Source organism: Alistipes sp. 56_sp_Nov_56_25 (assembly GCF_001915285.1).
In the GTDB taxonomy this organism is placed as follows: domain Bacteria; phylum Bacteroidota; class Bacteroidia; order Bacteroidales; family Rikenellaceae; genus Alistipes; species Alistipes shahii.
The window spans coordinates 187,082-210,873 of record NZ_MNQF01000062.1 but is presented as its reverse complement, the minus strand read 5'-3'; the positions used below and the strand labels follow the sequence as shown (position 1 = coordinate 210,873).

Sequence of the window (23,792 nt, the reverse complement as noted above, 5' to 3'; positions counted from 1 at the left end):
GAACTCAAACCGAAAAACGGCCCCTCTCCGGCCCGGGGAGCGTTCGGAACTAATTTCCAAGCGCATCGGGAGTGCAAATATACGAACAATTCTGATTTTTGCAAAACTTCTGCCCAACTTTGCATTATTTCCCGAATAAATTCCCGTTATTTCCCAAAAACCGCTACCTTTATCATCTGCAAAAACGATTTTTCATTCGCGGCTATGACCATCGAAGATATTGCCCTTCAGATGACTCCGGGCATCGGTATAAAAGGAGCCGTGCATCTGCTGGAGCTGTTCGGCGATGCGCGGAGCATTTTCGCCGCCACCGCCGATGAACTCGTCGCCAAAGCCGACCTGCGTCCCGACACGGCGCAGCAGATCGTCCGCCGGAAGGGATTTCCGGCCGCCGAAAAGGAACTCGCCCACTGTCGCCGCAACGACATTGCGGCCGTCGCCTCCACCGACCCGGAATACCCGGCGCTGCTGCGCGAAATCCCCGATTATCCCCACGTAATATACATAAAGGGCTGCGTCGAAGCCCTCTCGGCACGTTGTATCTCCATCGTCGGAACACGCGAGGCGACCCCTTACGGACAGACGGCCTGCAACCGGCTGGTCGGAGGACTCGCAGAGCGCGTTCCGGGGCTTTCGGTGGTCAGCGGGCTGGCGTTCGGCATCGACGTTGCGGCGCATCGCGCTGCGCTTGCAGCAGGCGTACCGACCGTCGCCGTGGTGGCCAACCCCCTGCCCGGGGTGACGCCCGCCCAGCATACGGACGTGGCGCGCGACATACTCGCCCGCGGGGGTGCGCTGGTCACGGAACTGCATTCGCAATCGAAACAGAACGGCAACTTCTACCTGGCGCGGAACCGCATCATCGCAGGATTGAGCGCGGGGTGTATCGTTGTCGAGTCGCCCGACAGCGGCGGTTCGCTTTTCACGGCCCACTGCGCCGACTCCTACGACCGCACGGTGATGGCCGTGCCGGGACGCATCACCGACCGGGCGTCGGCCGGGACGAACCACCTGATCCGCAACCGCAAAGCGCAATTGGTGCTGACAGCCGACGACGTGATCCGCGAACTGATGTGGGACCTCGGGGAGAATCCCGCAACGCTGCGCGCAAAACCCCCGACACCGGAACTGACACCCGACGAAGCGGGATTGCTGGGCTGTTTCCGCACGGACGACCCCCTTTCGGTCGAGGTGCTCGGCGAGCTGACGGGGCTGAATCCCGGCGAGCTGGCGACGCTGCTCGTGGGTCTGGAGCTGGCAGGAGCCGTGCGCCAGCTGCCCGGAAACCGATATATGAAGCTATGAAACTGACAGATACGCATTCACACCTTTACGACGAAGCGTTCGACCGCGACCGCGAAGAGGCTTTGGCGCGCGCCGCGGCCGAAGGGGTCGGGCAGCTGCTGCTCCCGGCCATCGACTCCGAAAGCCACGAACGGCTGTTCGGGCTTTGCCGCCACCACCCGCAGCGATGCATCCCGATGATGGGCCTGCACCCCACGTCGGTGAACGACAATCCCCGCTGGCGCGACGAACTCGCTCTGGTCGAAAGTTACCTCCGGACGCCGCCCGAGGGAATCGCGGGGTTCTGCGCCGTGGGCGAAATCGGGCTGGACCTCTACTGGAGCCGCGACTTCCGGGAAGAGCAGGCCGAAGCCTTCCGCCGCCAGATCGACCTTTCGCTGCAATACGGACTGCCGATCGCCGTGCATACGCGCGACGCCTGGCCCGAAACCGTCGCCATCATGCGCGAATACCGCGGCCGGGGCGTCCGGGGCGTTTTCCACGCCTATTCCGACGGAATCGAAACCTATCGCAAACTGAAGGAGTGCGGCGATTTCGTTTTCGGAATCGGCGGCGTAGTGACCTTTAAAAAGAGCAGGCTGGCCGAGGTCGCGGGCGAAATGGAGCTGCGGGACCTCGTGCTCGAAACCGACTGTCCCTATCTGACGCCCGCGCCTCACCGGGGCGAGCGCAACGAATCGGCCTGGGTGCGTTACGTCTGCGAAAAAGTCGCCCAAATCAAGGGACTGACCCCGGAAGAGGTCGCGGAAGCGACGACGGCCAATGCCGAAAGGATGTTCGGACGGCCGCAAAACCGGCCCGCCCCCAGTCATGGCCGGAAGATTTTCGATGCGCCCGAGGCGAATCGGCAGGCCGCAGCTCCGCCCTGCGGAGGCCTGCCCGCAACTGCGTTTCGAGCGGACCCCCGCGAGCTGCCACCTGAAAACGCGACCGAAGTTCCGGAGAACGAATCTTCCGACCACGCATCCCCCTCGTCAGACAACGGCCTTTCCCGGCCCGAAAGAGCATAACACGACACCGGACATGAAAAAAATAAAGATCACGGTCTTGCGCAAGACCTGCCACAGGGATCTGATGGAGCAGTACGAAAATCCCATCGAACATGCCTGCGATCTGTACGAAGGGCAGGTTTTCACGACCGACGGCTGGCGGAAACCCGACGGATTGTGCGACAGCGCCTGGCAGACGCTTTCGCCGTTCGTCATGACGCTGGCACACGGCGGCACGAACATCTACGACGGCTGGATGAAGAATCCCGCCTCGGCGATGATCTCCTGCAACGACGGGTTTCGCCCCGTGAGCTTTCTGATCGAAACATTAGAGAAATAAAAACGCTATGCGATCCTCCATTCTGATCATCTACACGGGCGGGACCATCGGCATGAAGACCGATGCCGCCACCGGGGCGCTGGTCCCCTTCGATTTCAGCGGCATCTACGACGAATTCCCTTCGCTGAAACGCCTCAACGTCGACATCGACGTACACACGGTGTCGCCCGTGATCGACTCGTCGAACGTCGAGCCGGCGAACTGGGTGGCCCTGGCCCGCCTGATCCGCGACAACTACGCCCGCTACGACGGATTCGTCGTGCTGCACGGAACCGACACCATGTCCTATACGGCATCGGCCTTGAGCTTCATGCTCGAAAATCTCGCCAAACCCGTGGTCTTCACCGGAAGCCAGATTCCGATCGGCGTGCTGCGCACCGACGGGCGCGAGAACCTCATCACGGCCATCGAAATCGCCGGAGCGCGCATCGGCGACCGGCCCGAGGTCCCCGAAGTGTCGCTCTATTTCCAGAACCGGCTTTTCCGCGCCAACCGCACCACCAAACGCAGCGCCGAAGCCCTGAGCGCCTTCCGTTCCTACAACTACCCGCCGCTGGCCGAAGTCGGCGTCAACATCGCCTACAACCTCCCGGCGATCCTGCAACCCGAAGAGTCGCCGGCGGAACTGCGCATCGCCACGAAGCTCTCCGGAGGCATCGAGCTGATCAAACTCTTCCCGGGAATGGGCGAGGAGATCCTGCGGGCCATGTTCTCGGCTCCGGGGCTGCGGGCCGTGGTGCTCGAAACCTTCGGCGCGGGCAACGCCCCCACCTCCGAATGGTTCATCCGCGTCATCGAAGAGGCCGTCGCACGCGGAATCATCCTCCTCAACATCACGCAGTGCGGCGGGGGCCGCGTCTCGATGGAGTTGTACGAAACGGGGCTCAAACTGCAAAAAACCGGCGTCCTGTGCGGCTACGACATGACCGCCGAGGCAGCCGTGACCAAACTGATGTACGTACTCGGGCTGGGGCTTCCGGACGACGAGACACGCATGCTTCTGCGCAAGCCCCTGCGCGGAGAATTTACGGCATAAGCCATTGCACGTAACAAATTTTTTTTCTATATTTCGCACTGCTAACGTACCCTTTCCGCCGGGACCATTGGGCGGAGGCCGGCGTAGCGCACAGGCAAAAAGATTGATTTACAACTACTTGATCGGGTCCGGGGTGAATTATCCGGGATTCGGCTCTACGTGCAGGAATAACCTTTCGCAACTGCGCCGGAGCACAAAAGGACGCCGCAAAGGCTGCGAAAGACAAAAAAAATAATTATTTTTAGCGAAAAAATAACCCGGCGGAAACGCCCGAAAAGAAAAGAGGCCCCGACCGGCCGGAAAAACGAAAGAAACCAAAACACAACAATAAAAAATCAACTAATCAAAATTTAATTTATCCAACACAACTATGAAAAAACTTTTTTTGATTCCGTCGGCTGCCCTGTCCGTATTGGGTACCGTTAGTGCGTTCGCACAGGATGCCGCTGCCGCAACCGAAACGGTTGTCGCTGAAACCCAGATCGCAGGCGACAGCATGCACCACGTTATGATGCAGAAGTTCCTCGAAGGCGGCTGGGAGTGGATGCTTCCGGTGCTCCTCTGCCTGGTGATCGGTCTGGCCGTGGCCATCGAGCGTATTCTGTACCTGTCGCTTTCGACGATCAACTCGAAGAAACTCATCGCATCCGTCGAGGAGGCGCTCAAGAACGGCGGCATCGAGGCTGCCAAGGAAGTTTGCCGCAACACCCGCGGTCCGATCGCTTCGATCTACTATCAGGGTCTCGACCGTTACGACCAGGGTCTCGACGCCGTCGAGAAAGCCGTCGTTTCCTACGGTTCGGTTCAGACCGGCCAGATGGAGTCGGGTCTTTCGTGGATCGGCCTGTTCATCGCCCTTTCGCCCATGTTGGGATTTATGGGAACCGTCGTCGGTATGATCGCGGCGTTCGACGCCATCCAGGCTGCCGGTGACATCAGCCCGACGCTGGTTGCAGGCGGTATCAAGGTCGCCCTGCTGACGACCCTCATGGGTCTTATCGCGGCGGTTGTTCTTCAGCTGTTCTACAACTATATCGTTTCGAAGATCGACTCGCTCGTGAACGATATGGAGGATTCGTCCATCACGCTGATGGATATTCTGACGGCTTACAACAAGAAATAATCGAACGCTGAAATAGTCAAAAGCAATTATGAAAAAGATTTTAAACATATTGCTGGGTATTCTGATGGCTATCACCGTAGTCCTCATGGTCTACGCGATCGCTACCGGCGGCTCGGACGCATCGATCAGCGTGAACCTGATGTGGGGTTACTTCCTCTTCGTGTTCGCTGTCGCTGCGGCCATTTTCTGCGCCGTTTTCGGAATGATTCAGAACCCGGCAGGCATCAAGGGAACCATCCTGTCCCTGGCGTTGATCATCGTTATCGTGGGCGTGTCGTACTTCTACTCGGCAGGCCACACGGTGAACATTGTCGACCTCCAGAACAACGGGTTCTTCGGCCACGGTGAAACCGTAATTACCGAAACGAGCATCCTCGTAACCTATGTTGCATGCGTCGCCGCATTCGTGACGGCCGTAGCAACCGAGATCTGGGGCGCATTCAAATAACCGAGTAAGACACAATGGCAACAGATAAAAGAAAAATCCAGGAGATCAATGCCGGTTCTATGGCCGACATCGCCTTCCTGCTGCTGATTTTCTTCCTGGTGGCCACTACCATGAATACCGACACGGGTCTGGTGCGCATGCTTCCGCCGATGCCTCCTGAGGATCAACCCCAGGATGAAATCAAGGTCAAGGAGCGCAACCTCTTCCTGGTGTTCATCAACGGTAGGGGCGACATCATGGCAGGAGCCGCAGGAAAACAGGAGGCGATCGACCTGCGTCAACTCAAGGACAGGACCAAAGAGTTCATCCTCAATCCGCTGGATGACGAGAACCTGCCCGAAAAGGCGAACAAGGACATTGAACTTCCCGACGGCGGCAAGTGGGTATATCCCGTGAGCGAAGGCGTCGTCTCGTTGCAGACGACCCGGGATACGGGCTACCAGTCCTATATCATGGTGCAGAACGAACTCACGCGCGCATTCAACGAAGTGCGCGACGAAGTGGCACAGCGTAAATTCGGCGCAAAATTCGCGGATCTTCCCGAGGAGTTGCGCAATGCAGTATCGAAGGCCGTACCTCTGAAGATTTCGGAGGCTGAACCGCGTAACATTAAGAAGTAAGCCATGGCAGTAATGAAAAAGAAGGGCAGCAAAGGTCTGCCCCCTATCTCGACCGCTTCGCTTCCTGACGTGATCTTCATGATCCTCTTCTTCTTTATGGTCTCGACGACCATGCGCGATCAGGAACTGCTGGTGAGATACAAACTTCCGGAAGCTACCGAAGTGCAGAAACTCGAGAAGAAATCGCTCGTAAGTTTCATCCACATCGGTCCTCCGGCAATGACGATGCAGGCAAAGTTCGGAACCGCGCCGCGCATCCAGTTGAACGACTCTTACAAATCGACCCGGGACATCCTGGACTTCGTTGCCGCCGAGCGCGACAAACTCTCCGAAGCCGACCGCGCTTCGATGACGATCTGCCTCAAGGCCGACGAAGCTACGAAAATGGGTATCGTGACCGACGTCAAGCAGGAGCTGCGTCGCGCCAACGCCCTGAAACTCTCCTATGCGGCTTCCAAGTCGCTGGGTTACTGATCCGGAGATTTCTTTTTGAAAAAGAGCAGGCTTACAGCCTGCTCTTTTTGTTTGACCGGGAATGCCGGGAATGTGCGGCAAATACGCGACAAATACGCCGCAAGCACCGGAAACGTCAGAGAGAGGAGGGGAGGGGCGTCAGAAAGGGAGTTCCAACTGATCAATCTCGTGGTTGAACGTCAGCCGGTGGTGGGGCGTGAGGCCGTGCTCGCGAATCGCCAGCCGATGCTCGCGCGTCGGATAGCCCTTGTTCTTCGCCCAGCCGTATTGGGGAAACTCTTCGGCGATGCGGAGCATGTACTCGTCACGATGGGTTTTGGCAAGCACCGAAGCCGCGGCAATGTCGGCGTATTTGCCATCGCCCTTGACGATGCAGCGCCAGGGAATTTCGAGACGTGTGCGGAACCGGTTGCCGTCGATGGCCAGAAACGCCGGAGCGGGATCGAGGCGCGCCACAGCCAGCGACATGCCCTCGAACGAAGCGTTCAGGATGTTGATTTCGTCGATCCGTGCGGCGGAGACCGCCTCGACAGCCCATGCGACGGCCTCGCGCTCGATGACGGCCCGCAACTTTTCGCGGTTGCGCTCGGTCATCTGCTTCGAGTCGTTGAGCAGCGGGTCGTGGAAATCGGGCGGCAGCATCACGGCCGCCGCAAACACCGGCCCGGCCAGACATCCCCGCCCGGCTTCGTCACACCCGGCCTCCGGAAGGTCGTATTGATACTGGTTTTCTAACATCGCACCACAAAGTTACGGATTATTCCGGCTTTTTTCGCTAATTTTGTCCGGAGAAAAAGCCCCCGACATGAAATTCGACATCGCACGGCAGCCGCTCGTTCCGGCCTTCCTGACCCTCGCCGCACTCGCCGTCGTCGCGATGTGGAGCGCAGGCGGCCCCGCCGTGTCCATGGCGGTGCAGGCCGGCCATGCCGCAGGAACCGTCGATATAGGCCGGAATGCCGCCGGCGCACTTGCGGTCTCTTCCCCCGGGGAACTGCTGGCGCAGTTCCAGGCCGCACATCCCGTCTGGGCGCGCTGGATCGCCGGACTGCTGATGCTCTTCACGGGCATGTCCGTCGGGCGCCTCACCGTACGCTACAACCTCTACTCCGTCGGAACCTGTCTCGCCATCCCGCTCTACGGAGCGATCGCCTGCGGCCTCGCCGTCGGCGGCGACTGCCTGACTACCTTCGCCGCATCGGCCCTGCTGGCCCTCGCCACGAAGAATTTCTGCCGTTCGTACTGCAACGGATTCGGCTTCGACGCCATCTTCCGCGCCTCGCTCTACATCGGACTGCTGCCGCTCGTCGCCACGGCCGCAGCGCCGCTCCTGATCCTGCTGCCGCTGGCCGTCATGCTTTTCCGGCGCACGCTGCGCGAAGTCGCCGTCGCGGTTGCGGGCCTGCTGCTGCCCGCTCTCACGCTCTGCTACGTCAACTGGGCCGCCGGAGGCGAGTTTCTCGCTCAGGTCGCGGAACCGGGAAGCGCATTCATCGCCGGAACGCCGCTGTCGCTGTTCCTCTCGACGCCCGTGCAGAACCTCGTCCTGCCGGGAGCCGTCTTCCTCCTCGACCTGACGGCCCTGCTGTTTTTCCTCTCGGACATCTACGCCCTCGGCACCAAACCGCGTCTCATATTCATATTCAATATAAGTGCGCTCCTGCTGACCGCCGCCGCACTGTGCGGTCCCGCCGCCACACCTGCAACCGTCGCCCTCGCGGCGGTGCCTTCGGCCGTCCTGCTGCCCTTCATGTTCGTGCGCATCCACCGGGCGATCGCCCTTCCCCTCTACCTGCTATTGCTCGCCTCTGCCGTCATTAGCGCAGTTTTACAATAATCTATTTAGTTCGAAACATAGCACAAACGGTTCTATTTGCCACTTTGTGCCCAAATGTGCTATTGCTTATGGTAGATTGAAAAGTTTTAATTGTATATTTGAGAACGAACAACAGTGACGCAATGCTTTGTTCAGAAAAACTTAAATTACAATTACTATGAAGAATTCAATGAATTCGTCGGTTCAACAACCGATGATTGTGAAGTATGTCGAGTCGCTTCACAACGGTATCCAGTCGCAGGCCCTTTCGCGCTATGCAATCGGCTACATCCTCCGCGGAACGAAGTACATCTACGACGGCGATAAGCGTCAGACACTTTCGCGCGGCGACGTTTTCTATCTGGGCATCGGACACCACTACATTGAGAACTTCCCCGAAGGCGGCCAGCCGTTCGAGCAGGTGCTCTTTTATTACACGCCCGGCGACCTGCAACGCATCCTGATGCATCTGAACATCACCTACGGGCTGAACATTTCGAACGAACATTCGTGCGAAAACTGCCGCAACCGTTCGCACGTCACCATGCCCGCGTGGAACTCGCTGCGAAACTTTTTCATCAACACCAACAACTACCTGCGCGACGAGGATTTCCGCCACGACGAGACAGCCGAGAACATCAAGATGACCGAGTTGATCTACCTGATCGCCTCGCACGAGGATTGCTGCATCAAAAGCAAGCTGTTGAGCAACGTCGACGCCGCGAAGGAGAATTTCGAACAGACCGTCTACGACCACATCTTCAAGGACATTTCGATCGAGGAGCTTTCGAAACTCACCAACCGTTCGCTCACCTCGTTCAAAAAGGAGTTCCGCCGCCACTTCCAGATGCCGCCCCACAAGTGGTACATCCGCCAACGGTTGATGCACTCGCGCCTGCTACTGATCTCGACCTCGAAATCCATCTCCGAAATCGGCAACGAATGCACGTTCCCCAACACATCGCATTTCATCAAACTCTTCAAGAAGGAGTATCAGATGACGCCCGCCACCTACCGGCACAAGCACCTCACGTCGCTGGTCCCGGAACCCGCCCTCAACGAAACGGCGGAAGCTGCGGAAATGCGCGAGGCGCTTTAATCAAAAACTTATAAACACGCAGGTATTTTAAAAATTTTAATTATAATCTATAAACAAAATTACGTTAGGTTTTAGAAAAATGTTACAAAACATTTGGAGTTTCATAAATTTCAATTACCTTTGTGTAACAAACGTGGGATTCTCCCACTCTCATTAACCTAACTAACCTAACCAGAGAGGTCCGATACCGGCAGGTGTCCGACCTCTTTTCTTTTGCGTGTTTGCGGGCGGGTGCTCTTTTGCGGGCGGGCGCAGAGCCGGACCATCAGCGGCAAGGCTCCGCACCCGACAACCCGCCTTTCAGGCGGGCGCACGCTAAACCCCGGCTTTCAGCAGAGGGTATCCTTCCCGGAACAGCGGATCATCCGCCAGCATGGCGCGCAGCCGTGCGTCGCCCGCGCAGCAGGCCGCCGCCGTTTCGGCCATCCGCAGAAAGCGAAGCCGCAGGAACCGGCAGGGAAGCATCTCGGTCCCGTGGTCGTAATAGTCGCCGTCGAGGCAGGCGAGCGCCGCGTCCCGGTAAGCCCGCACGGCCGACGGGCGCGACCCGACGCGGAGAAAGAAATCGCCGAGCCGCTCCCACTCCACGCTTTCGGCAAAGGCGCGCCGGTCGGCGCAGCATTTCAGCCCCTCCGCCCTGCGGACGGCCCGGAGGTGTTCCTCCTCCACGGCTTTGCGAAGATCCGCATCCAACAACAGTTCGTTTCCGCGCAGGCGGGCTGCAAGGCGGTAATTCGCCTTGCCGGTTTGCATTGTTTTCATAAAAGCACATTTTGAAATTAGACAAACGCCGGAGCCTGCCGAAGCGAATCAAAGAACGCAACAGGGCGTAATATCCCCGTCGATGCGGTCTTCGACAGACTGCCGATTTTCAAATGTGCGAATGATATGCAGGTAAAAGAATCACATAATTTCCGGACAAACGGCCCGGGTCATGCCGGAGATAACCGTTGCGGGGACAAATATAAGGCAAATTTCGGCTTCCTCCAAAAAAATCCGCATCCCCTCCGGTGCACCCAGACCCCGCATCGGAACAATAATTGGCTTTTTCACGGGGTTTTTCAATTATTTTTTCTTATTTTTGCATCAATTGGAAAATAATGAACTTAAATGCCGAAGTTTTATGACAAGGTAGATGTACTAAAAAAACCCGGATGGCTGAAAATCCGACTCCACCGCACTCCCGAATGGGGCGAAGTGCGGCAGATCGTCGAAAAGCACAATCTGCACACGATTTGCAGCAGCGGCAGGTGTCCCAACCAGGCCGAATGCTGGAGCCGGAGGACAGCGACATTTATGATTCTGGGAGACATCTGCACTCGGGGCTGCCGTTTCTGCGCAACCAAAACGGGCCGTCCCCTTGCTCCCGACGCCGAGGAGCCACGACAGGTGGCCGAAAGCGTCGCACTGATGAAACTGCGGTATGTCGTCGTAACTTCCGTGACGCGCGACGACCTCCCCGACGGCGGAGCAGCCCATTGGGCCGCAACCGTGGAGGCCATCCGCACACAGAACCCCGACGCCGTAATTGAGCTTCTTATTCCCGATTTGGACGCACGGCCCGACCTGCTGGAGGTGATCGTCGCGTCGAAGCCCGACATCATCGGGCACAACATCGAAACCGTCGAGCGACTGACCCCCGTGGTGCGCTCCAGAGCCAAGTACCGTACGAGCCTGGAGACCCTGCGCTGTCTGAACAGGCAGGGCGTCGTAACGAAAAGCGGACTGATGGTCGGACTTGGCGAGAGCGATGATGAAGTTTTGCAAACCTTGCACGACCTGCGCGACGCAGGCGTGCGGATTGTGACACTCGGTCAGTACCTTCGGCCCACTCTGGAGCACTACCCCGTTGCGGCGTACATCACTCCCGAAAAATTCGAATGGTACAGACTCCGGGCGCTGGAAATGGGTTTCAGCTACTGCGCGAGCGCACCTCTGGTCCGCTCGTCGTACATGGCCGAAGAAGCCCTGCGAAGCGTAAAAAGTTTGTAGCGATGAAAGCCTACTGCCGGGACCTCGGACGCATGGACTACAAAACCTGCTGGGATTTGCAGCAGGAGCTGTTCGACGCCGGGGTAGCCCGAAAGCGCACCGGTCCCATTCCGGTCCCGGGCGCAGACGGCGCGGACGATGCGGGCACGGTCCTGCTGGTGGAGCATCCGCCGGTTTACACGCTGGGCAAGAGCGGGCATGCCGAAAACCTGCTCGTCAATCAGGAAGCGCTCGAAGCGATGGGCGCACAGTTCTTTCACATCGACCGCGGCGGCGACATCACCTTCCACGGCCCCGGGCAGCTGGTATGCTATCCGATCCTCGACCTGGAGCGTATCGGCATCGGCCTGCGGGAGTATATCGAAGCGCTGGAGGAGGCCGTGATCCGCACGGTCGCGGAATACGGCATCGCGGCGGGACGCATCGCCGGAGCCTCGGGGGTCTGGATCGACCCCGGAAAGGCACGGCCGCGCAAGATCTGCGCAATAGGAGTCCGTTCGTCGCGTTATGTCACCATGCACGGGTTCGCACTGAACGTGACGACCGACCTTGAGTGGTTCTCGCGCATCAACCCCTGCGGATTCACCGACCGGGGCGTCACGTCGATCGCCGCCGAAACGGGGTCGCAGCCGTCGATGCAGGAGGTAAAACAGCTGGTCATCAGGGAATTGGCCACAGCCTTGCAGTGTGAAATAACGAGCGGTTCGTGAAAGAGGGCCGGCAAAAGGGTCTGGCATCTCACACATCTCCCACCCTGAAGGAGGGCCGGAGCGGAGATTTTTAAACGATGCCACAGGCGGCGGCGACAGCGGCGGACAGCGCCGAAACGATATAAAGACGCAATAACGATAATTGGAAATTAAATGTTAAAATATATAAATAACAATTCGTATGCCTATAGAAAAACGCTGGGTAGTGAAGCCACAGGGCGACCCCGCGACGGCAGCCATGCTGGCTGCCGCTCTGCGGATCTCGCCAGTACTGGCCAATCTGCTCGTACAGAGAGGCATAGACACCGTAGAAAAGGCGGAGAAGTTCTTTAAACCGAGCCTCGCCGACCTGCACGATCCGTTCCTGATGAAGGACATGGAGAAGGCGGTCGAGCGGGTCGAACGGGCCGTTGCGAACCAGGAGAAGATCATGGTTTACGGCGACTACGACGTGGACGGCTGTACGGCCGTCGCGCTGGTTTACAAGTTCCTGCGCCAGATCGGGCACAAAAACCTGATGTTCTACATCCCCGACCGTTATACCGAAGGATACGGTATTTCGATCAAAGGTATCGACCTCGCCGCCCGCAAGGGCGTGGGGCTTATCATCGCCCTGGACTGCGGCATCAAAGCCACGGAAAAGGTTGTCTATGCGAAGACGAAAGGCGTGGATTTCATCATCTGCGACCACCACCTCCCGGCCGAGGAGATTCCCAAGGCCGTAGCCGTTCTGGACCCCAAGCGGGTCGACTGCTCCTACCCGTTCGACGAACTGTCGGGCTGCGGCGTGGGATTCAAACTCGTGCAGGCCTATGCGCAGAAAAACCGCATGCCTTTCGAGCAGATCCTGCCCCTGCTGGACCTGCTGGTCGTATCGATCGCCTCGGACATCGTGCCGCTGGTCGGCGAGAACCGGATTCTGGCCTATTTCGGCCTGAAGAACCTCAACCGCGAGCCGTCGAAAGGTCTGCTGTCGATCATCAAGATCTGCGGGCTGGACAAACACAATATCACCATCGACGACATCGTCTTCAAGATCGGGCCGCGCATCAACGCCGCCGGCCGCATGCGAATGGACGAGAACGACGAAAACGCCTCGCCTTCGGGCGGGCACGCCGCCGTGGAACTGCTGATCGAGGGCAACGAGTCGATCGCCGAGGAGTTCGGCAGCGTGATCGACGCCTACAACCAGGACCGCAAGTCGATCGACCGCTCCGTCACGCAGGAAGCGCACGACTATATCGAGGGCAATCCCGAAATGAAGGCCCTCAAGAGCACCGTGATCTACAATCCCCGCTGGATGAAGGGCATCGTGGGCATCGTCGCGTCGCGTCTCATCGAGACCTACTACCGCCCGACGGTGGTGCTGACGATGAGCAACGGATTCGTGACCGGATCGGCGCGTTCGGTTCCCGGATTCGACCTTTACCAGGCCGTCGAGTCGTGCTCGGACCTGTTGGAAAACTTCGGCGGACACATGTACGCCGCAGGGCTGACGATGCGTCCGGAAAACGTCGGCGAGTTCACGCGGCGGTTCAACGCATACGTGGAGGAGAACATCGACCCGCAGATGCTCGTCCCGCAGGTGGACATCGACAGCGAACTGCTCTTCTCGGACATCACGCCGGCTTTCCGCAAGGACCTCAACCGCTTTCAGCCCTTCGGGCCGGGCAACACGGCGCCGGTCTTCGCCACCTGCGGCGTGAGCAACCACGGCGACGCCAAGCTCGTCGGCATGGAGTGCGAGCACCTGCGCATGGACCTGATGCAGCGGCAGAAGCCCAACACCAAGATCCAGGCCATCGCCTTCCAGCAGCCCACGCATTACGAATGGGTGCGCTCGGGACGCCCGATCGACGTCTGCTACCAGATCGTCGAAAACCACTACCGGGGAACTGTGACCACCCAGCTCCGGATCAAGGACATCAAACCCGTTCTGAACAGGTAGTCTCCGTCTTCGAAAGAGAGGTCAGGAACACAACTCCGGGCCTCTCTTTTTCAATTTACATGCGTCATTGCATTTAGCGTCACAGCCGGTCATCCGGCTCCTTCACTGCAAACAAATGAATCTTCGGAAGAAACCGTTCAGCATTTCCCTCCAGGCCCTGGCGGGAGTTCTGATTTTCAGCTGCCTGCTGGCACATCCCTTCTCCGAAGCTGCGAGCAGCCCCCCGGGCGACAAGCGCGACTACATGCTGGTGCTGAACACCTACACCGAATCGGCGCCCAGGAGCAGCCACATTATCAACAGCATCGTCGCGCATATCGACCAGGTGGACAACTTCGAAGTCTACACCGAAAACATGAACTCGCTGTTGATGACGTTCAAAAAACACAAAACCGGCGAGATCGAATCCTTCAAAAACAACCTGCTGCGGGAATACGGCAAGAATCCGCCCCGGATGCTGGTGCTGCTGGGCGCTCCGATCGCCGTGCTGCGCGACTTCGTGAAACAGACCTGGCCCGGCGTGCCGTTGATCCTCTGCTCGGAAATGGACTACATAGGTCCTGAAAACGCCTACCTCGACCGCCGCCCGCTGCGCCCCGAGGAGCGGCTGCCGCTGTGCGACAAAGCCGTGTCCGACAACATCACGCTCATCCGCACGCCGCTCTACCTGCGCGAGAACGTCGAGCTGATGCGCCGGATGATCCCGGGGATGGATTCGCTGATCTTCGTCGGCGACGGCCGCTATATCAATCAGCAGGCCGACAGCGACCTGCGCGAGCTGCTGGACCGCGAATTCCCGCAGATCGACTACCGGTTCTACTCGGCACACGAAATGTCGACCGAAGCGCTGCTGGACTCGCTCAACCGCATCGACATCCACCGCACGGGCATACTCTTCTCGTCGTGGCATTACACAAAAAAAATCGGCGACAACATCGTCTCCGTCACCGACTCCTACCGCGTCATCGCCAGCGTGCAGGCCCCGATGTTCGCGCTGATGCCCGCAGACATCCGCGACGGCGGACTGGTCGGAGGCTATGTATACGACGACGCCGAGGTGAACGCACACGTCATTTCGACCATCGACGCCGTTCTGGCCGGACACCAGCCACGCGACATTCCGTTCTACGCCCCGCAGGACGCCCGCCCGGTCTTCAACTACGCAGCCCTCGAACGCAAGGACCTCTCGCCGCACACCTGCCCGGCCAACACGCTCTTCTACAACAAACCGGTATCGACGCTCGAACAGTACAAATGGGCGATCGGGGGCGTCGTGCTGCTGCTGGCCTTCATCGGCATCCAACAGTGGCGCATTCGCATGATGTATCGCGTGGAATCGGCCCGGCAGCGGGAATCGGAAAGTCTGGCGAAATATTCGAACCTGTTCAACGCCATGTCGATCGTCTACATCCAGATGAAGGTGATTTACGACGAAAACGGCAACCCCGCAGACGCCCTCTACTGCGACGTGAACTCCCGTTACGAACGCATATTCATCCCCCGCGAGCAGGCGATCGGACGACGGGTCAGCGAACTGTTCCCCTTCCCGATGACCGAATTCATGCGGCTGATAAAAATCGCACAGACCGAGAACCGGACCATCACCTACCCCTATTATTACGAACCGCGCGACATCTTCTACGAAGTGGTGATCAGCCGCTCGTACCTCGAAGAACACATCGACATCTTCTGCCTCGACGGCACGGCGCTCTACAAGACGCAGCAGAAACTCGATTCGATCAACCACAAGCTGGCGATGGCGCTCGACGTGGCGGACATCGTGCCCTGGAAATGGGACCTGCGCAAAGGGTCGATCCTGTGCGACGTGAACAAATCGGTGCACGGCCAAATGCTCGCCGGGACGAACGCCGACCAGCAGCTGGAAGTCCCCTCGGAAAGCTATTTCGCCAAGATCCACAAGGAAGACCGCGAGCGGGTGCGCCGCGCCTACGACGACCTGATCGCCGGACGGAAGGACAAGGTGCGCGAGGAGTACCGCGTAGCCTCCGACGCCGGAGGACGCTGGCATCTGGACTGGGTGGAAGCACAGGCCACCGTGGACCAGCGCGACGACGACGGGCGCCCGCTGAACCTCATCGGATCGTCGCTCGTCATCACTCCGCGCAAGCGGCTGGAGCAGGACCTCCGTTCGGCACGCGACCGCGCCGAAGAGTCGAACCGCCTCAAATCGGCCTTCCTGGCCAACATGAGCCACGAAATCCGCACGCCGCTCAACGCCATCGTAGGGTTCTCGAGCATCCTTGCCGAGACCGACGAGGAGCAGGAAAAACGGGAATACATTTCGATCATCGAGAACAACAACGCCCTGCTCCTGCAACTGATCGGCGACATCCTCGACCTCTCGAAGATCGAGGCCGGAACTCTGGAGTTCAACTTCTCGGACTTCGAGCTGAACGAACTGATGCACGAAAAGGAGAACATCATCCGCATGAAAACGGCCGAAGGCGTCGAACTGATCTTCGAACCGGGGCTTGACGCATGTCTGTTCCACTCCGACCGCAACCGGCTTTCGCAGCTGCTGATCAACCTGCTGACCAACGCCGCGAAATTCACCGCCAAAGGGTCGATCCGCTTCGGCTACCGGGCGGAGGGCAGCCGGCTCCGTTTCTACGTCTCCGACACGGGCTGCGGCATTCCGCCCGAAGGGCAGCGGCGGATTTTCGACCGGTTCGTCAAACTCAACTCCTTCAAACAGGGCACGGGACTCGGGCTTCCGATCTGCAAAAGCATCGTCGAACATCTCGGCGGAGAGATCGGCGTGAAGTCGGAAGAAGGGCGCGGCACGACCTTCTGGTTCACGCTTCCCTACATCACCGGCAAGCCCTGCGAAACCCCGTGCGGGGAGGTCCCGACGGTTTCGGTCGAAAAGGACAAACTGACGATCCTCATTGCCGAGGACAACGACAGCAACTACCGCCTTTTCGAAACGATCCTGCGCCGCGACTACCGGCTGATACACGCCCGGGACGGGGAGCAGGCCGTAGAACTGTGCCGCACGGAACATCCGCACCTGATTCTCATGGACATCAACATGCCCGTGATGAACGGTTACGAGGCCGCGGCGGAAATCCGCAAATTCGCGGCGGAAATCCCGATCGTCGCCGTCACGGCCTACGCCTACGCCTCCGACGAGCAGAAGATCATGCAGAACGGATTCACGGGCTACATGCCCAAGCCGATCAACGCCCCGCAGCTCAAAAAACAGATTCTCGACATCCTGCGGGAACGCATCACGCTGATATGAAACGTTAAAGGACGCCTCGAAGGGCGTCCTTTAACGTTATCCGAGCCGGAGAATCCGCGCCTCGTCGTCCGCAGGCGGCAGCGGGGCGGGGGAGAAGTCAGAATAGCCCAGGGCGATGGCGCAGAGGGGTTCGCAGCCGTCGGGAACGGGCAGGAACGTCCGCAGGTAATCGGCGGCCCTCTCTCCGTCGGGGGCGTCCTTGCGGCGGGGCCGTCCGTTGACGTGCACCCAGCACGAAGCCAGCCCTTCGTCGACGCAGGCCAGCTGGAGCACCGTGGCCGAAATCGCGGCGTTCTCACGCCACAGATCGCTCGCCGAGGTGTCGCCCAGCACCAGGACCGCCAGTGGCGCGCCCTTCAGAAACGCCGACCCGTAATCGCGCATTTCGGCCATGCGGGCCACCAGCGCGGGATCGTCGACCACCAGAAAACGCGTCGTGCGCGTATTGCGTGCCGAAGGGGCCGAAAGGGCTTCGGCGAGAATGCGGTCCACGACCTCGCGGGGAACTTCGCGGTCGGTGAATTTACGGACCGAACGGCGTTTCGCAATCAATTCCTTGAACTCCATAATCTGTTGTTTTTACGTACGTTATTGCCGGAAAAGAGCCTCTGTTCCAGACAGACTGCGCCCCGGACCGGCACGAAAGCGACCGGCGTCGGGGCCGGTTTGCGCTGTTTTTGCAAAAATACGAAAAAAAAGCTATCTTTGGTGTCGGGGTCGCTGCGGCCCCTTCATCTGTCGGAAGGTTTTACCGAACCGCATGCCATACGGTTTTGCAGCCATCTGATTTTTAGCAGCTTTAAAATCAAAACTTTGAAAACGATGGAATTCAGATTTACCATAGCACTGATCTACGACTTCGACGGAACGCTCGCTCCGGGCAACATGCAGGAATACGACTTCATTCCGGCCGTCGGCAAGAGCAACAAGGAGTTCTGGACCGAGGCCAACACGCTCGCCGAGGAGCAGGACGCCGACATGGTCCTTACGTACATGGCGCGGATGATCCAGGAGGCCAAGTCGAAGGGACTCTCGCTCAAACGCGAGGCGTTCCAGGAGTCGGGCCGCCGCGTGACGCTCTTCAACGGCGTCAGGGAGTGGTTTTCCCGAATCAACCGCTACGGCGAAGAGCGGGGCATCCGCATCCTCCACTACATCAACTCGTCGGGTCTCAAGGAGATCATCGAGGGAACGGAGATCGCCCACGAGTTCCGCAAGATCTACGCCTGCTCGTTCCTCTACGACGTGGACGGCATCGCCTACTGGCCCGCCGTGGCGGTCAACTACACCAACAAGACGCAGTTCATCTTCAAGATCAACAAGGGCGTTGAGTCGGTTTTCGATTCGAAGCTCGTCAACCGCTACATCCCCGAAAACGAGCGTCCCGTACCGTTCAAACACATGATCTACGTGGGCGACGGGACCACCGACATCCCCTGTATGCGGCTGGTCAAGAACTCCGGGGGCCATTCGATCGCGGTCTACAACCCCGACCGGAAGGGGGCCAGCAAGGAGATGGCCTCGCTGATCCACGACAACCGCGTGAGCCACGTATGCCCGGCCGACTACACGGAGGGTTCGGAGATGGACATCCTCGTGAAGACCATCATCGACAAGATCGACCTCGACGACAGACTGGAAAAACTGGAGGTCGTCCGATAACATGCTTGCCGGGAAAGTCTACTCCGGACGGCTGGTGCGCCCGGCCCTGTTCGGCGGATCGCCCGAGTGGACCGCCGGGGTGCGCCGGCATCCTACTGCGGTCGTCGCCACGGCCGTCGTGCTGCTCGTCTGCGCCTGCATCCCCTATGCCGGATTCCCGGCCCTTTATCTCGCGGCGGCGGCCTGCGGGGCGTTCTATGCCGCGAACGAACCTCTGCAACTCCTGCTGCTGCCCGGAAAGGGCGCCGCGCGATTGCTTGCCCGCAAGATCTTCACGGCCTGGCGCAACTACTTTCTGATGACCGCCCCTTTCGCCGTGCTGGCACTCCTCGCACAGCCCCGTTCGGCCTGGATGGCCGCGGCGTGGGCCCCGCTGGCGGCGTTGGCGCTGCTCTATTTCGTCGCGGCCAAATACGCCCGCTACGACCCGGCGGACGAATCCCCGCGCTGGCCGCTGGCCGCCCGGCTGGGAGCTGCGGGATTTCTCATCCCGCCCCTGCTGCCCCTCAGCCTTTGCCTCGTGGTGAGCTACCTGCTCCGGGCCGAACGCAACCTCAGCCGCTACCTTTATGATTACGATTGACGCCCTCCGGATTTGCGACGGGGAGCGGACGCCGCTCGACGGCGTGACGATGCTCCTCACGGCCAATGCCGTCCACGGCATCGCAGGCGAGGGCCGCAGTGAACTGCTCCGGGCCGTATACGGACTCGCCGTGCCCGAATCGGGAAGCGTCACCTCGGGCGGACACCCCCTGCGGCGGCGCGACATGGCCTATCTGGAGGCGGAGCCGCGCTTCTGGCCGGGACTGACAGCGGGGGATTGCCTCGGCCTCGTACGCCGCTACCATCCCGCATCGGACCCGGCTCCGTTGCTTCGGCGGCTGCCCGTACCGCCCGCCGCCGAAGCAGCCTCCATGCCGCCCAACGAGCGGAAACGGCTGGCGCTGATCCTGCTGCTGATGCAGCGCAAACGGGTCCTGCTGCTCGACGAACCTTTTTGCGGACTCGACGCCGAAAGCGTTTTCGTCGTGCAGCAACTGATCCTGCAACTCGGCTGCGAGGGGCGGACCCTGCTCGTCGCAGCCGATTCGCTCGCCCTGCTCGACGGCATCTGCGACGATCTCTACGTGCTCGGCGGCGGGCAGGTCCAGGGACGTTACGAACATTACGAATTCCAACGGGCAATCCGCGAAGCGGGTTCCGCGGCGGGATTCCCGAAAAAATAGTATTTTTGTCCAAAACCGCAACCCATGAAAATCGTTTTCGCCACCAACAACGCCCACAAACTCACGGAAGTACAGGCCGTGCTGGGCGACGCCTATACGCTCGTGACGCCCCGCGACTGCGGCGTCACGGAGGAAATCCCCGAAGATCAGGAAACGCTCGAAGGCAACGCTTCGCAAAAGGCCCGCTACCTGCACCGCCGCACGGGACTCGACTGCTTCGCCGACGACACGGGACTCGAAGTCGAGGCGCTCGGCGGCGCCCCGGGCGTACATTCGGCCCGTTACGCCACCGACGGCCATGACTTCGCGGCCAACAACCGCCTGCTGCTGAAAAACCTCGAAGGAGCCGAAAACCGCCGCGCACGGTTCCGGACGGTCATTTCGCTGCTTCAGGGCGGCGAGGAGCACCTGTTCGAAGGCATCGTCGAAGGGCGCATCATCGACCGTGAGGCCGGGCACGAGGGCTTCGGTTACGACCCGCTGTTCGTTCCCGACGGCTACACGAAGACCTTCGCCGAGATGACGACCGAAGAGAAAAACGCCGTTTCGCACCGCGCCCGCGCCGTGCGCAAACTCGCGGCTTACCTCCATTCAACCGAACGATAGCCCATGAAAACCGTCAACTGGGGAATCGTAGGCTGCGGCAACGTCTGCGAGCGCAAGAGCGGCCCGGCGATGTACAAGACCCCACACTCGGCCCTCGCGGCCGTCATGCGCCGCGACGCGGAGAAGGTGGCCGACTTCGCACGGCGCCACAACGTGCCGAAAAGCTACACCGACGCCGCGGCGCTGATCGCCGACCCGGAGGTGGACATCGTCTACGTGGCCACGCCTCCCGGCACGCACCGGGAACTCGCGGTGCAGGCCCTCGAAGCCGGGAAGCCCGTCTACGTCGAGAAGCCGATGGCAATGAACCACGCCGAGTGCCTCGAAATGATCGCAGCGGCGGAAAAAGCCGGGCAGAAACTCTTCGTGGCCTACTACCGCCGGGCGCTGCCCTATTTCCTCAAAGTCAAGGAACTGCTCGACGGAGGGTCCGTCGGGCAGCCGTTGACGGCGGAAGTCCGCCTGCTCCGCCCGGAAAGACCCGAAGACCGCGATCCGGCCCGGCTTCCGTGGCGGCTGCGCCGGGAGGTCGGAGGCGAAGGCTATTTCCACGACCTCGCACCGCACACGCTCGACATCCTCGATTTCCTGCTCGGGGAGATCACCGACGCCCGGGGCTGCAAAAGCAACCGCGGGGGATTCTACGACGTGGCGGACACCGTCGCGGCGTCGTTCCGCTTCCGTTCGGGCGTGCCCGGTACGGGGATGTGGTGCTTCGTCGCTCCGCCCTCCGCTGCGGAGGATTCGGTGGTCGTCACGGGCCGCAAAGGCTCGGTGCGGTTCAGCACGTTCGATTTCACGCCGGTCGAACTGGTGACGGCGCGGGGTGTCGAACGCTTCGAAATCGCCCCTCCGGAGCATATTCAGGGCCCGCTGATCGAAACGATCGTCCGGGAGCTGCGCGGCGAGGGCGTGTGCCCCTCCACGGGAGTCTCCGCGGCGCGAACTTCGCGGGTGATGGATGAGATAATGAAAGAATAAATCGCTATCTTTGCGCCCTATGGAGACGAAAAACTACGACAAGGAGGAGCGTTTCGACCCTGCGACCGTCGAGGCGCTGAAACTCCACTATGCGGAGATCCTGCGCCTGCTGGGCGAGGACCCCGCGCGCGAAGGGCTGCTGAAAACCCCCGAACGGGTGGCCAAGGCTATGGCGTTCCTGACGAAAGGTTACGACGAAAATCCGCTCGACATCATCCGCTCGGCGATGTTCCGCGAGGAGTACCGGCAAATGGTGCTCGTCAAGGACATCGAGCTCTACTCGCTCTGCGAACACCACATGCTGCCCTTCTACGGCAAGGCCCATGTGGCCTATATTCCCAACGGTTACATCACGGGTCTTTCGAAAGTGGCCCGCGTGGTGGAGTGCTTCGCCCGCCGCTTGCAGGTGCAGGAGCGGCTGACGGTGCAGATCCGCGACTGCATTCAGGAGGCCCTCAACCCGATGGGCGTGGCCGTGGTGATCGAGGCCAGCCACATGTGCATGCAGATGCGCGGCATCGAGAAGCAGCAGTCGGCCACCACCACGTCGGCTTTCACGGGCGTCTTCCTGTCGAGCCAGCGGACCCGCGAGGAGTTCATGACCCTCATTTCCCACCGCTACCGTTAGACTTAAACCCGTTCCGGCACAGATGCCGGTTCCTTATGCCGGGGTCTTCGGTGCGGGCCGGGACTTGGTTTGTGTCAGCGACGGCAAGGCATTCGGATTCTGAGAGGCGTACCGTTACCGGAACGACCGGATTAAAAAAGCAACAGCTTAGACAATTAAGCTGTTGCTTTTTTTGATGCGGTGAATTTTCGGCAGAGCGACATTGGCTTTCGATTTATTTCGATTCGAAATTCGTCAAACGTTTCCGGACCTCGGAAATGCATCTCGTTTCGGGCCGAAATTTTTTCTGACAGCTCTTTCCTGCTTCGATACGGGCATTGCAAGTCTATATAACAACGGTAGTCGTACATTTGTAAATGTCTTATAAACAAAATGTTGGTTTTTGTAGGGTTCTATATTATAGACCGGCTCTATTTATTGCCTTTTATAAAATGGATACTTTTGTAAAACATAATTTCGGACTTATGATTTGCAATTTTTTTAATAAGGTTCGATTTCTGACCAACAAACTAAAACTCTTAATTTTTATGAAGAAACCATTTTTACACTTGCATCTAAGCTTGCTGTTTCTGATGGGTTGTGTCTTCCTGCTTCCCTCCTGCATCGAGGACAAAGCGGAAGACGCCGCACACCGGCTCGTCGTAAGCAAGGTCGATGTGGAGTTGATTCAGACCGGAATGCTGAACACCGGTTCGAAAGCCTCGTTCGACGTACTTGCAAACCGGGGGTATGTCATCACGTCCGATGCCGAATGGCTCGATGTCGATAAACCGACCGGAAAAGGACGCGTTTCCGTAACGCTCGAAGCGAAGCCCAATGAAACCGCCGGCGAACGCACCGGACATCTCACCGTCACGAGCGGAAAACTCTCCGAGCGGGTCACCGTCACGCAGACGCTCGATCCCGATCCCGACGACGGAAATCCCGTGGGATACACCTATTATTCGGAGAATTTCGACTGGATCGCCGTGTACGGCGGCGCCGACTGCGTAGGACTCGGTTCGCAGAACGGTGCGAAAAACATTTATAGCACCGGCGACGCGCTGCAAAAATTCGGCGAAGCCGGGCTTCAAGATTACAACCCCGTGGGCAAAACGATGTATGCCTGCGCCGGATACTTCAAGATGGGAGCGACCGACAAACAGACCGGAATCATTCTGCCGGCCCTGAAAATCGGCCGCAAGAAAGCCTCCAACGTCGAACTCACGTTCGAGACCTGCCCGAATATCGGCGGCTCCGGCAAGGCCGACGCGGTGACCGTCACGGTCGAGATCGTCGAGGGGCCGGGCACGGTCAACGGCAATTCCGACCGCGAAAGCGAGGCCATGAAACCCGACCAGACCTGGAAATGGACGCCGATGAGCGTGAAACTCTACGGCGTGACTGCTGCGACCCGTATCGCCATCCGCTCGACGCAGCAGGGGAATCCCGGTGTGACCGCCGGCGAAAAAGGCTATTTCCGCTGGTATCTCGACAACGTGAAGATCGTGAAAGCTCCGCGCAACTAACCGCAATCAACTCAAA

23 protein-coding genes and 1 pseudogene are annotated in these 23,792 nt (G+C 59.4%); 21 read left to right on the top strand and 3 right to left on the bottom strand.

The window, feature by feature from the left end; translation table 11 throughout:
- Window positions 1–204: 204 nt before the first annotated feature.
- From dprA to BHV64_RS10645, 8 genes and pseudogenes are all read left to right on the top strand, one after another.
- Window positions 205–1,305: a DNA-processing protein DprA gene (dprA, locus tag BHV64_RS10680; RefSeq protein ID WP_288115895.1), complete on the top strand. Its 1,101-nt coding sequence runs from the start codon at window positions 205–207 to the stop codon at window positions 1,303–1,305.
- A pseudogene (locus tag BHV64_RS10675) lies at window positions 1,302–2,084 on the top strand (TatD family hydrolase); the annotation flags it as partial. The gene dprA and the pseudogene BHV64_RS10675, both read left to right, overlap by 4 nt.
- Before the next feature lie 244 nt (window positions 2,085–2,328).
- The gene (locus BHV64_RS10670; RefSeq protein ID WP_118406387.1) at window positions 2,329–2,634 is read left to right on the top strand and encodes a TIGR04076 family protein; all 306 of its coding nucleotides are present in this window, start codon (window positions 2,329–2,331) and stop codon (window positions 2,632–2,634) included.
- 7 nt (window positions 2,635–2,641) lie between these two features.
- Window positions 2,642–3,670 (top strand): asparaginase, encoded by a 1,029-nt coding sequence (locus BHV64_RS10665; protein ID WP_195635720.1) that lies wholly within the window; start codon window positions 2,642–2,644, stop codon window positions 3,668–3,670.
- A 370-nt stretch (window positions 3,671–4,040) separates the two neighbouring features.
- Entirely contained in the window at window positions 4,041–4,793 is a 753-nt protein-coding gene (locus BHV64_RS10660; protein ID WP_015546928.1) for a MotA/TolQ/ExbB proton channel family protein, read from the top strand.
- Between the two features lie 28 nt (window positions 4,794–4,821).
- Window positions 4,822–5,241 (top strand): hypothetical protein, encoded by a 420-nt coding sequence (locus BHV64_RS10655; protein ID WP_015546927.1) that lies wholly within the window; start codon window positions 4,822–4,824, stop codon window positions 5,239–5,241.
- Between the two features lie 14 nt (window positions 5,242–5,255).
- Window positions 5,256–5,861 carry an ExbD/TolR family protein gene (locus tag BHV64_RS10650; protein ID WP_022061607.1) on the top strand — a complete coding sequence of 202 codons (606 nt, stop codon included), beginning with the start codon at window positions 5,256–5,258 and terminating at the stop codon, window positions 5,859–5,861.
- A 3-nt stretch (window positions 5,862–5,864) separates the two neighbouring features.
- The gene (locus tag BHV64_RS10645; protein ID WP_022061608.1) at window positions 5,865–6,335 is read left to right on the top strand and encodes an ExbD/TolR family protein; all 471 of its coding nucleotides are present in this window, start codon (window positions 5,865–5,867) and stop codon (window positions 6,333–6,335) included.
- A gap of 138 nt (window positions 6,336–6,473) precedes the next feature.
- Here BHV64_RS10645 and BHV64_RS10640 read toward each other — a convergent pair whose 3' ends face one another.
- The gene (locus tag BHV64_RS10640; protein WP_147619620.1) at window positions 6,474–7,073 is read right to left on the bottom strand and encodes a ribonuclease HII; all 600 of its coding nucleotides are present in this window, start codon (window positions 7,071–7,073) and stop codon (window positions 6,474–6,476) included.
- Between the two features lie 67 nt (window positions 7,074–7,140).
- Between BHV64_RS10640 and BHV64_RS10635 the strand changes: the two genes are divergently transcribed.
- Window positions 7,141–8,172 (top strand): hypothetical protein, encoded by a 1,032-nt coding sequence (locus BHV64_RS10635; RefSeq protein ID WP_149886194.1) that lies wholly within the window; start codon window positions 7,141–7,143, stop codon window positions 8,170–8,172.
- A 157-nt stretch (window positions 8,173–8,329) separates the two neighbouring features.
- Window positions 8,330–9,250 (top strand): AraC family transcriptional regulator, encoded by a 921-nt coding sequence (locus tag BHV64_RS10630; protein WP_022061609.1) that lies wholly within the window; start codon window positions 8,330–8,332, stop codon window positions 9,248–9,250.
- Window positions 9,251–9,565: 315 nt separating this feature from the next.
- Here BHV64_RS10630 and BHV64_RS10625 read toward each other — a convergent pair whose 3' ends face one another.
- Complete coding sequence (locus tag BHV64_RS10625) at window positions 9,566–10,012, bottom strand: hypothetical protein (protein ID WP_229104268.1); 447 nt, start codon at window positions 10,010–10,012, stop codon at window positions 9,566–9,568.
- 348 nt (window positions 10,013–10,360) lie between these two features.
- Between BHV64_RS10625 and lipA the strand changes: the two genes are divergently transcribed.
- The 4 genes from lipA to BHV64_RS10605 all read left to right on the top strand — a co-directional run bounded on the left by lipA (window position 10,361) and on the right by BHV64_RS10605 (window position 17,165).
- A complete protein-coding gene (gene lipA / locus BHV64_RS10620) occupies window positions 10,361–11,242 on the top strand; it encodes a lipoyl synthase (protein WP_015546919.1) in 882 nt (293 codons plus the stop codon).
- A 2-nt stretch (window positions 11,243–11,244) separates the two neighbouring features.
- Complete coding sequence (gene lipB, locus BHV64_RS10615; protein WP_288115888.1) at window positions 11,245–11,952, top strand: lipoyl(octanoyl) transferase LipB; 708 nt, start codon at window positions 11,245–11,247, stop codon at window positions 11,950–11,952.
- Window positions 11,953–12,133: 181 nt separating this feature from the next.
- Window positions 12,134–13,900 (top strand): single-stranded-DNA-specific exonuclease RecJ, encoded by a 1,767-nt coding sequence (gene recJ / locus BHV64_RS10610; RefSeq protein WP_229028782.1) that lies wholly within the window; start codon window positions 12,134–12,136, stop codon window positions 13,898–13,900.
- A 115-nt stretch (window positions 13,901–14,015) separates the two neighbouring features.
- Window positions 14,016–17,165, top strand: a complete 3,150-nt coding sequence (locus BHV64_RS10605; protein ID WP_288115886.1) for an ATP-binding protein — start codon at window positions 14,016–14,018, stop codon at window positions 17,163–17,165.
- A 36-nt stretch (window positions 17,166–17,201) separates the two neighbouring features.
- Here BHV64_RS10605 and BHV64_RS10600 read toward each other — a convergent pair whose 3' ends face one another.
- Window positions 17,202–17,732: a nitroreductase family protein gene (locus BHV64_RS10600; protein WP_015546915.1), complete on the bottom strand. Its 531-nt coding sequence runs from the start codon at window positions 17,730–17,732 to the stop codon at window positions 17,202–17,204.
- Window positions 17,733–17,987: 255 nt separating this feature from the next.
- On the opposite strand from BHV64_RS10600, the gene BHV64_RS10595 reads away from it, so the two are divergent.
- From BHV64_RS10595 to BHV64_RS10565, 7 genes are all read left to right on the top strand, one after another.
- Window positions 17,988–18,827, top strand: a complete 840-nt coding sequence (locus BHV64_RS10595) for an HAD family hydrolase (protein WP_138265746.1) — start codon at window positions 17,988–17,990, stop codon at window positions 18,825–18,827.
- Between the two features lies 1 nt (window position 18,828).
- The gene (locus tag BHV64_RS10590) at window positions 18,829–19,410 is read left to right on the top strand and encodes a hypothetical protein (RefSeq protein ID WP_149886866.1); all 582 of its coding nucleotides are present in this window, start codon (window positions 18,829–18,831) and stop codon (window positions 19,408–19,410) included.
- The gene (locus BHV64_RS10585) at window positions 19,397–20,053 is read left to right on the top strand and encodes an ATP-binding cassette domain-containing protein (RefSeq protein WP_217726942.1); all 657 of its coding nucleotides are present in this window, start codon (window positions 19,397–19,399) and stop codon (window positions 20,051–20,053) included. The genes BHV64_RS10590 and BHV64_RS10585 overlap by 14 nt, the downstream gene beginning before the upstream one ends.
- A gap of 24 nt (window positions 20,054–20,077) precedes the next feature.
- Window positions 20,078–20,659, top strand: a complete 582-nt coding sequence (gene rdgB / locus BHV64_RS10580; RefSeq protein WP_138265744.1) for an RdgB/HAM1 family non-canonical purine NTP pyrophosphatase — start codon at window positions 20,078–20,080, stop codon at window positions 20,657–20,659.
- Window positions 20,660–20,662: 3 nt separating this feature from the next.
- A complete protein-coding gene (locus BHV64_RS10575) occupies window positions 20,663–21,640 on the top strand; it encodes a Gfo/Idh/MocA family protein (RefSeq protein ID WP_149886869.1) in 978 nt (325 codons plus the stop codon).
- Between the two features lie 19 nt (window positions 21,641–21,659).
- Window positions 21,660–22,268, top strand: coding sequence for a GTP cyclohydrolase I FolE (folE, locus tag BHV64_RS10570; RefSeq protein ID WP_019151937.1), 609 nt, complete (start codon window positions 21,660–21,662; stop codon window positions 22,266–22,268).
- A 527-nt stretch (window positions 22,269–22,795) separates the two neighbouring features.
- On the top strand, window positions 22,796–23,776 hold the full coding sequence (locus BHV64_RS10565) for a BACON domain-containing protein (protein WP_229028783.1): 981 nt from the start codon (window positions 22,796–22,798) through the stop codon (window positions 23,774–23,776).
- Window positions 23,777–23,792 lie beyond the last annotated feature (16 nt).

Excerpts from the sequence above, each read along its gene's own strand:
- lipB (WP_288115888.1), top strand. The coding sequence starts at position 11,245 with ATGAAAGCCTACTGCCGGGACCTCGGACGCATGGACTACAAAACCTGC.
- rdgB (WP_138265744.1), top strand. The coding sequence starts at position 20,078 with ATGAAAATCGTTTTCGCCACCAACAACGCCCACAAACTCACGGAAGTA.
- BHV64_RS10655 (WP_015546927.1), top strand. The coding sequence starts at position 4,822 with ATGAAAAAGATTTTAAACATATTGCTGGGTATTCTGATGGCTATCACC.
- BHV64_RS10575 (WP_149886869.1), top strand. The coding sequence starts at position 20,663 with ATGAAAACCGTCAACTGGGGAATCGTAGGCTGCGGCAACGTCTGCGAG.
- BHV64_RS10670 (WP_118406387.1), top strand. The coding sequence starts at position 2,329 with ATGAAAAAAATAAAGATCACGGTCTTGCGCAAGACCTGCCACAGGGAT.
- BHV64_RS10630 (WP_022061609.1), top strand. The coding sequence starts at position 8,330 with ATGAAGAATTCAATGAATTCGTCGGTTCAACAACCGATGATTGTGAAG.
- BHV64_RS10665 (WP_195635720.1), top strand. The coding sequence starts at position 2,642 with ATGCGATCCTCCATTCTGATCATCTACACGGGCGGGACCATCGGCATG.
- BHV64_RS10565 (WP_229028783.1), top strand. The coding sequence starts at position 22,796 with ATGAAGAAACCATTTTTACACTTGCATCTAAGCTTGCTGTTTCTGATG.
- recJ (WP_229028782.1), top strand. The coding sequence starts at position 12,134 with ATGCCTATAGAAAAACGCTGGGTAGTGAAGCCACAGGGCGACCCCGCG.
- folE (WP_019151937.1), top strand. The coding sequence starts at position 21,660 with ATGGAGACGAAAAACTACGACAAGGAGGAGCGTTTCGACCCTGCGACC.
- BHV64_RS10640 (WP_147619620.1), bottom strand. The coding sequence starts at position 7,073 with ATGTTAGAAAACCAGTATCAATACGACCTTCCGGAGGCCGGGTGTGAC.
- BHV64_RS10635 (WP_149886194.1), top strand. The coding sequence starts at position 7,141 with ATGAAATTCGACATCGCACGGCAGCCGCTCGTTCCGGCCTTCCTGACC.
- BHV64_RS10650 (WP_022061607.1), top strand. The coding sequence starts at position 5,256 with ATGGCAACAGATAAAAGAAAAATCCAGGAGATCAATGCCGGTTCTATG.
- BHV64_RS10590 (WP_149886866.1), top strand. The coding sequence starts at position 18,829 with ATGCTTGCCGGGAAAGTCTACTCCGGACGGCTGGTGCGCCCGGCCCTG.
- dprA (WP_288115895.1), top strand. The coding sequence starts at position 205 with ATGACCATCGAAGATATTGCCCTTCAGATGACTCCGGGCATCGGTATA.
- BHV64_RS10625 (WP_229104268.1), bottom strand. The coding sequence starts at position 10,012 with ATGAAAACAATGCAAACCGGCAAGGCGAATTACCGCCTTGCAGCCCGC.
- BHV64_RS10660 (WP_015546928.1), top strand. The coding sequence starts at position 4,041 with ATGAAAAAACTTTTTTTGATTCCGTCGGCTGCCCTGTCCGTATTGGGT.
- BHV64_RS10605 (WP_288115886.1), top strand. The coding sequence starts at position 14,016 with ATGAATCTTCGGAAGAAACCGTTCAGCATTTCCCTCCAGGCCCTGGCG.
- BHV64_RS10585 (WP_217726942.1), top strand. The coding sequence starts at position 19,397 with ATGATTACGATTGACGCCCTCCGGATTTGCGACGGGGAGCGGACGCCG.
- BHV64_RS10645 (WP_022061608.1), top strand. The coding sequence starts at position 5,865 with ATGGCAGTAATGAAAAAGAAGGGCAGCAAAGGTCTGCCCCCTATCTCG.
- lipA (WP_015546919.1), top strand. The coding sequence starts at position 10,361 with ATGCCGAAGTTTTATGACAAGGTAGATGTACTAAAAAAACCCGGATGG.
- BHV64_RS10595 (WP_138265746.1), top strand. The coding sequence starts at position 17,988 with ATGGAATTCAGATTTACCATAGCACTGATCTACGACTTCGACGGAACG.
- BHV64_RS10600 (WP_015546915.1), bottom strand. The coding sequence starts at position 17,732 with ATGGAGTTCAAGGAATTGATTGCGAAACGCCGTTCGGTCCGTAAATTC.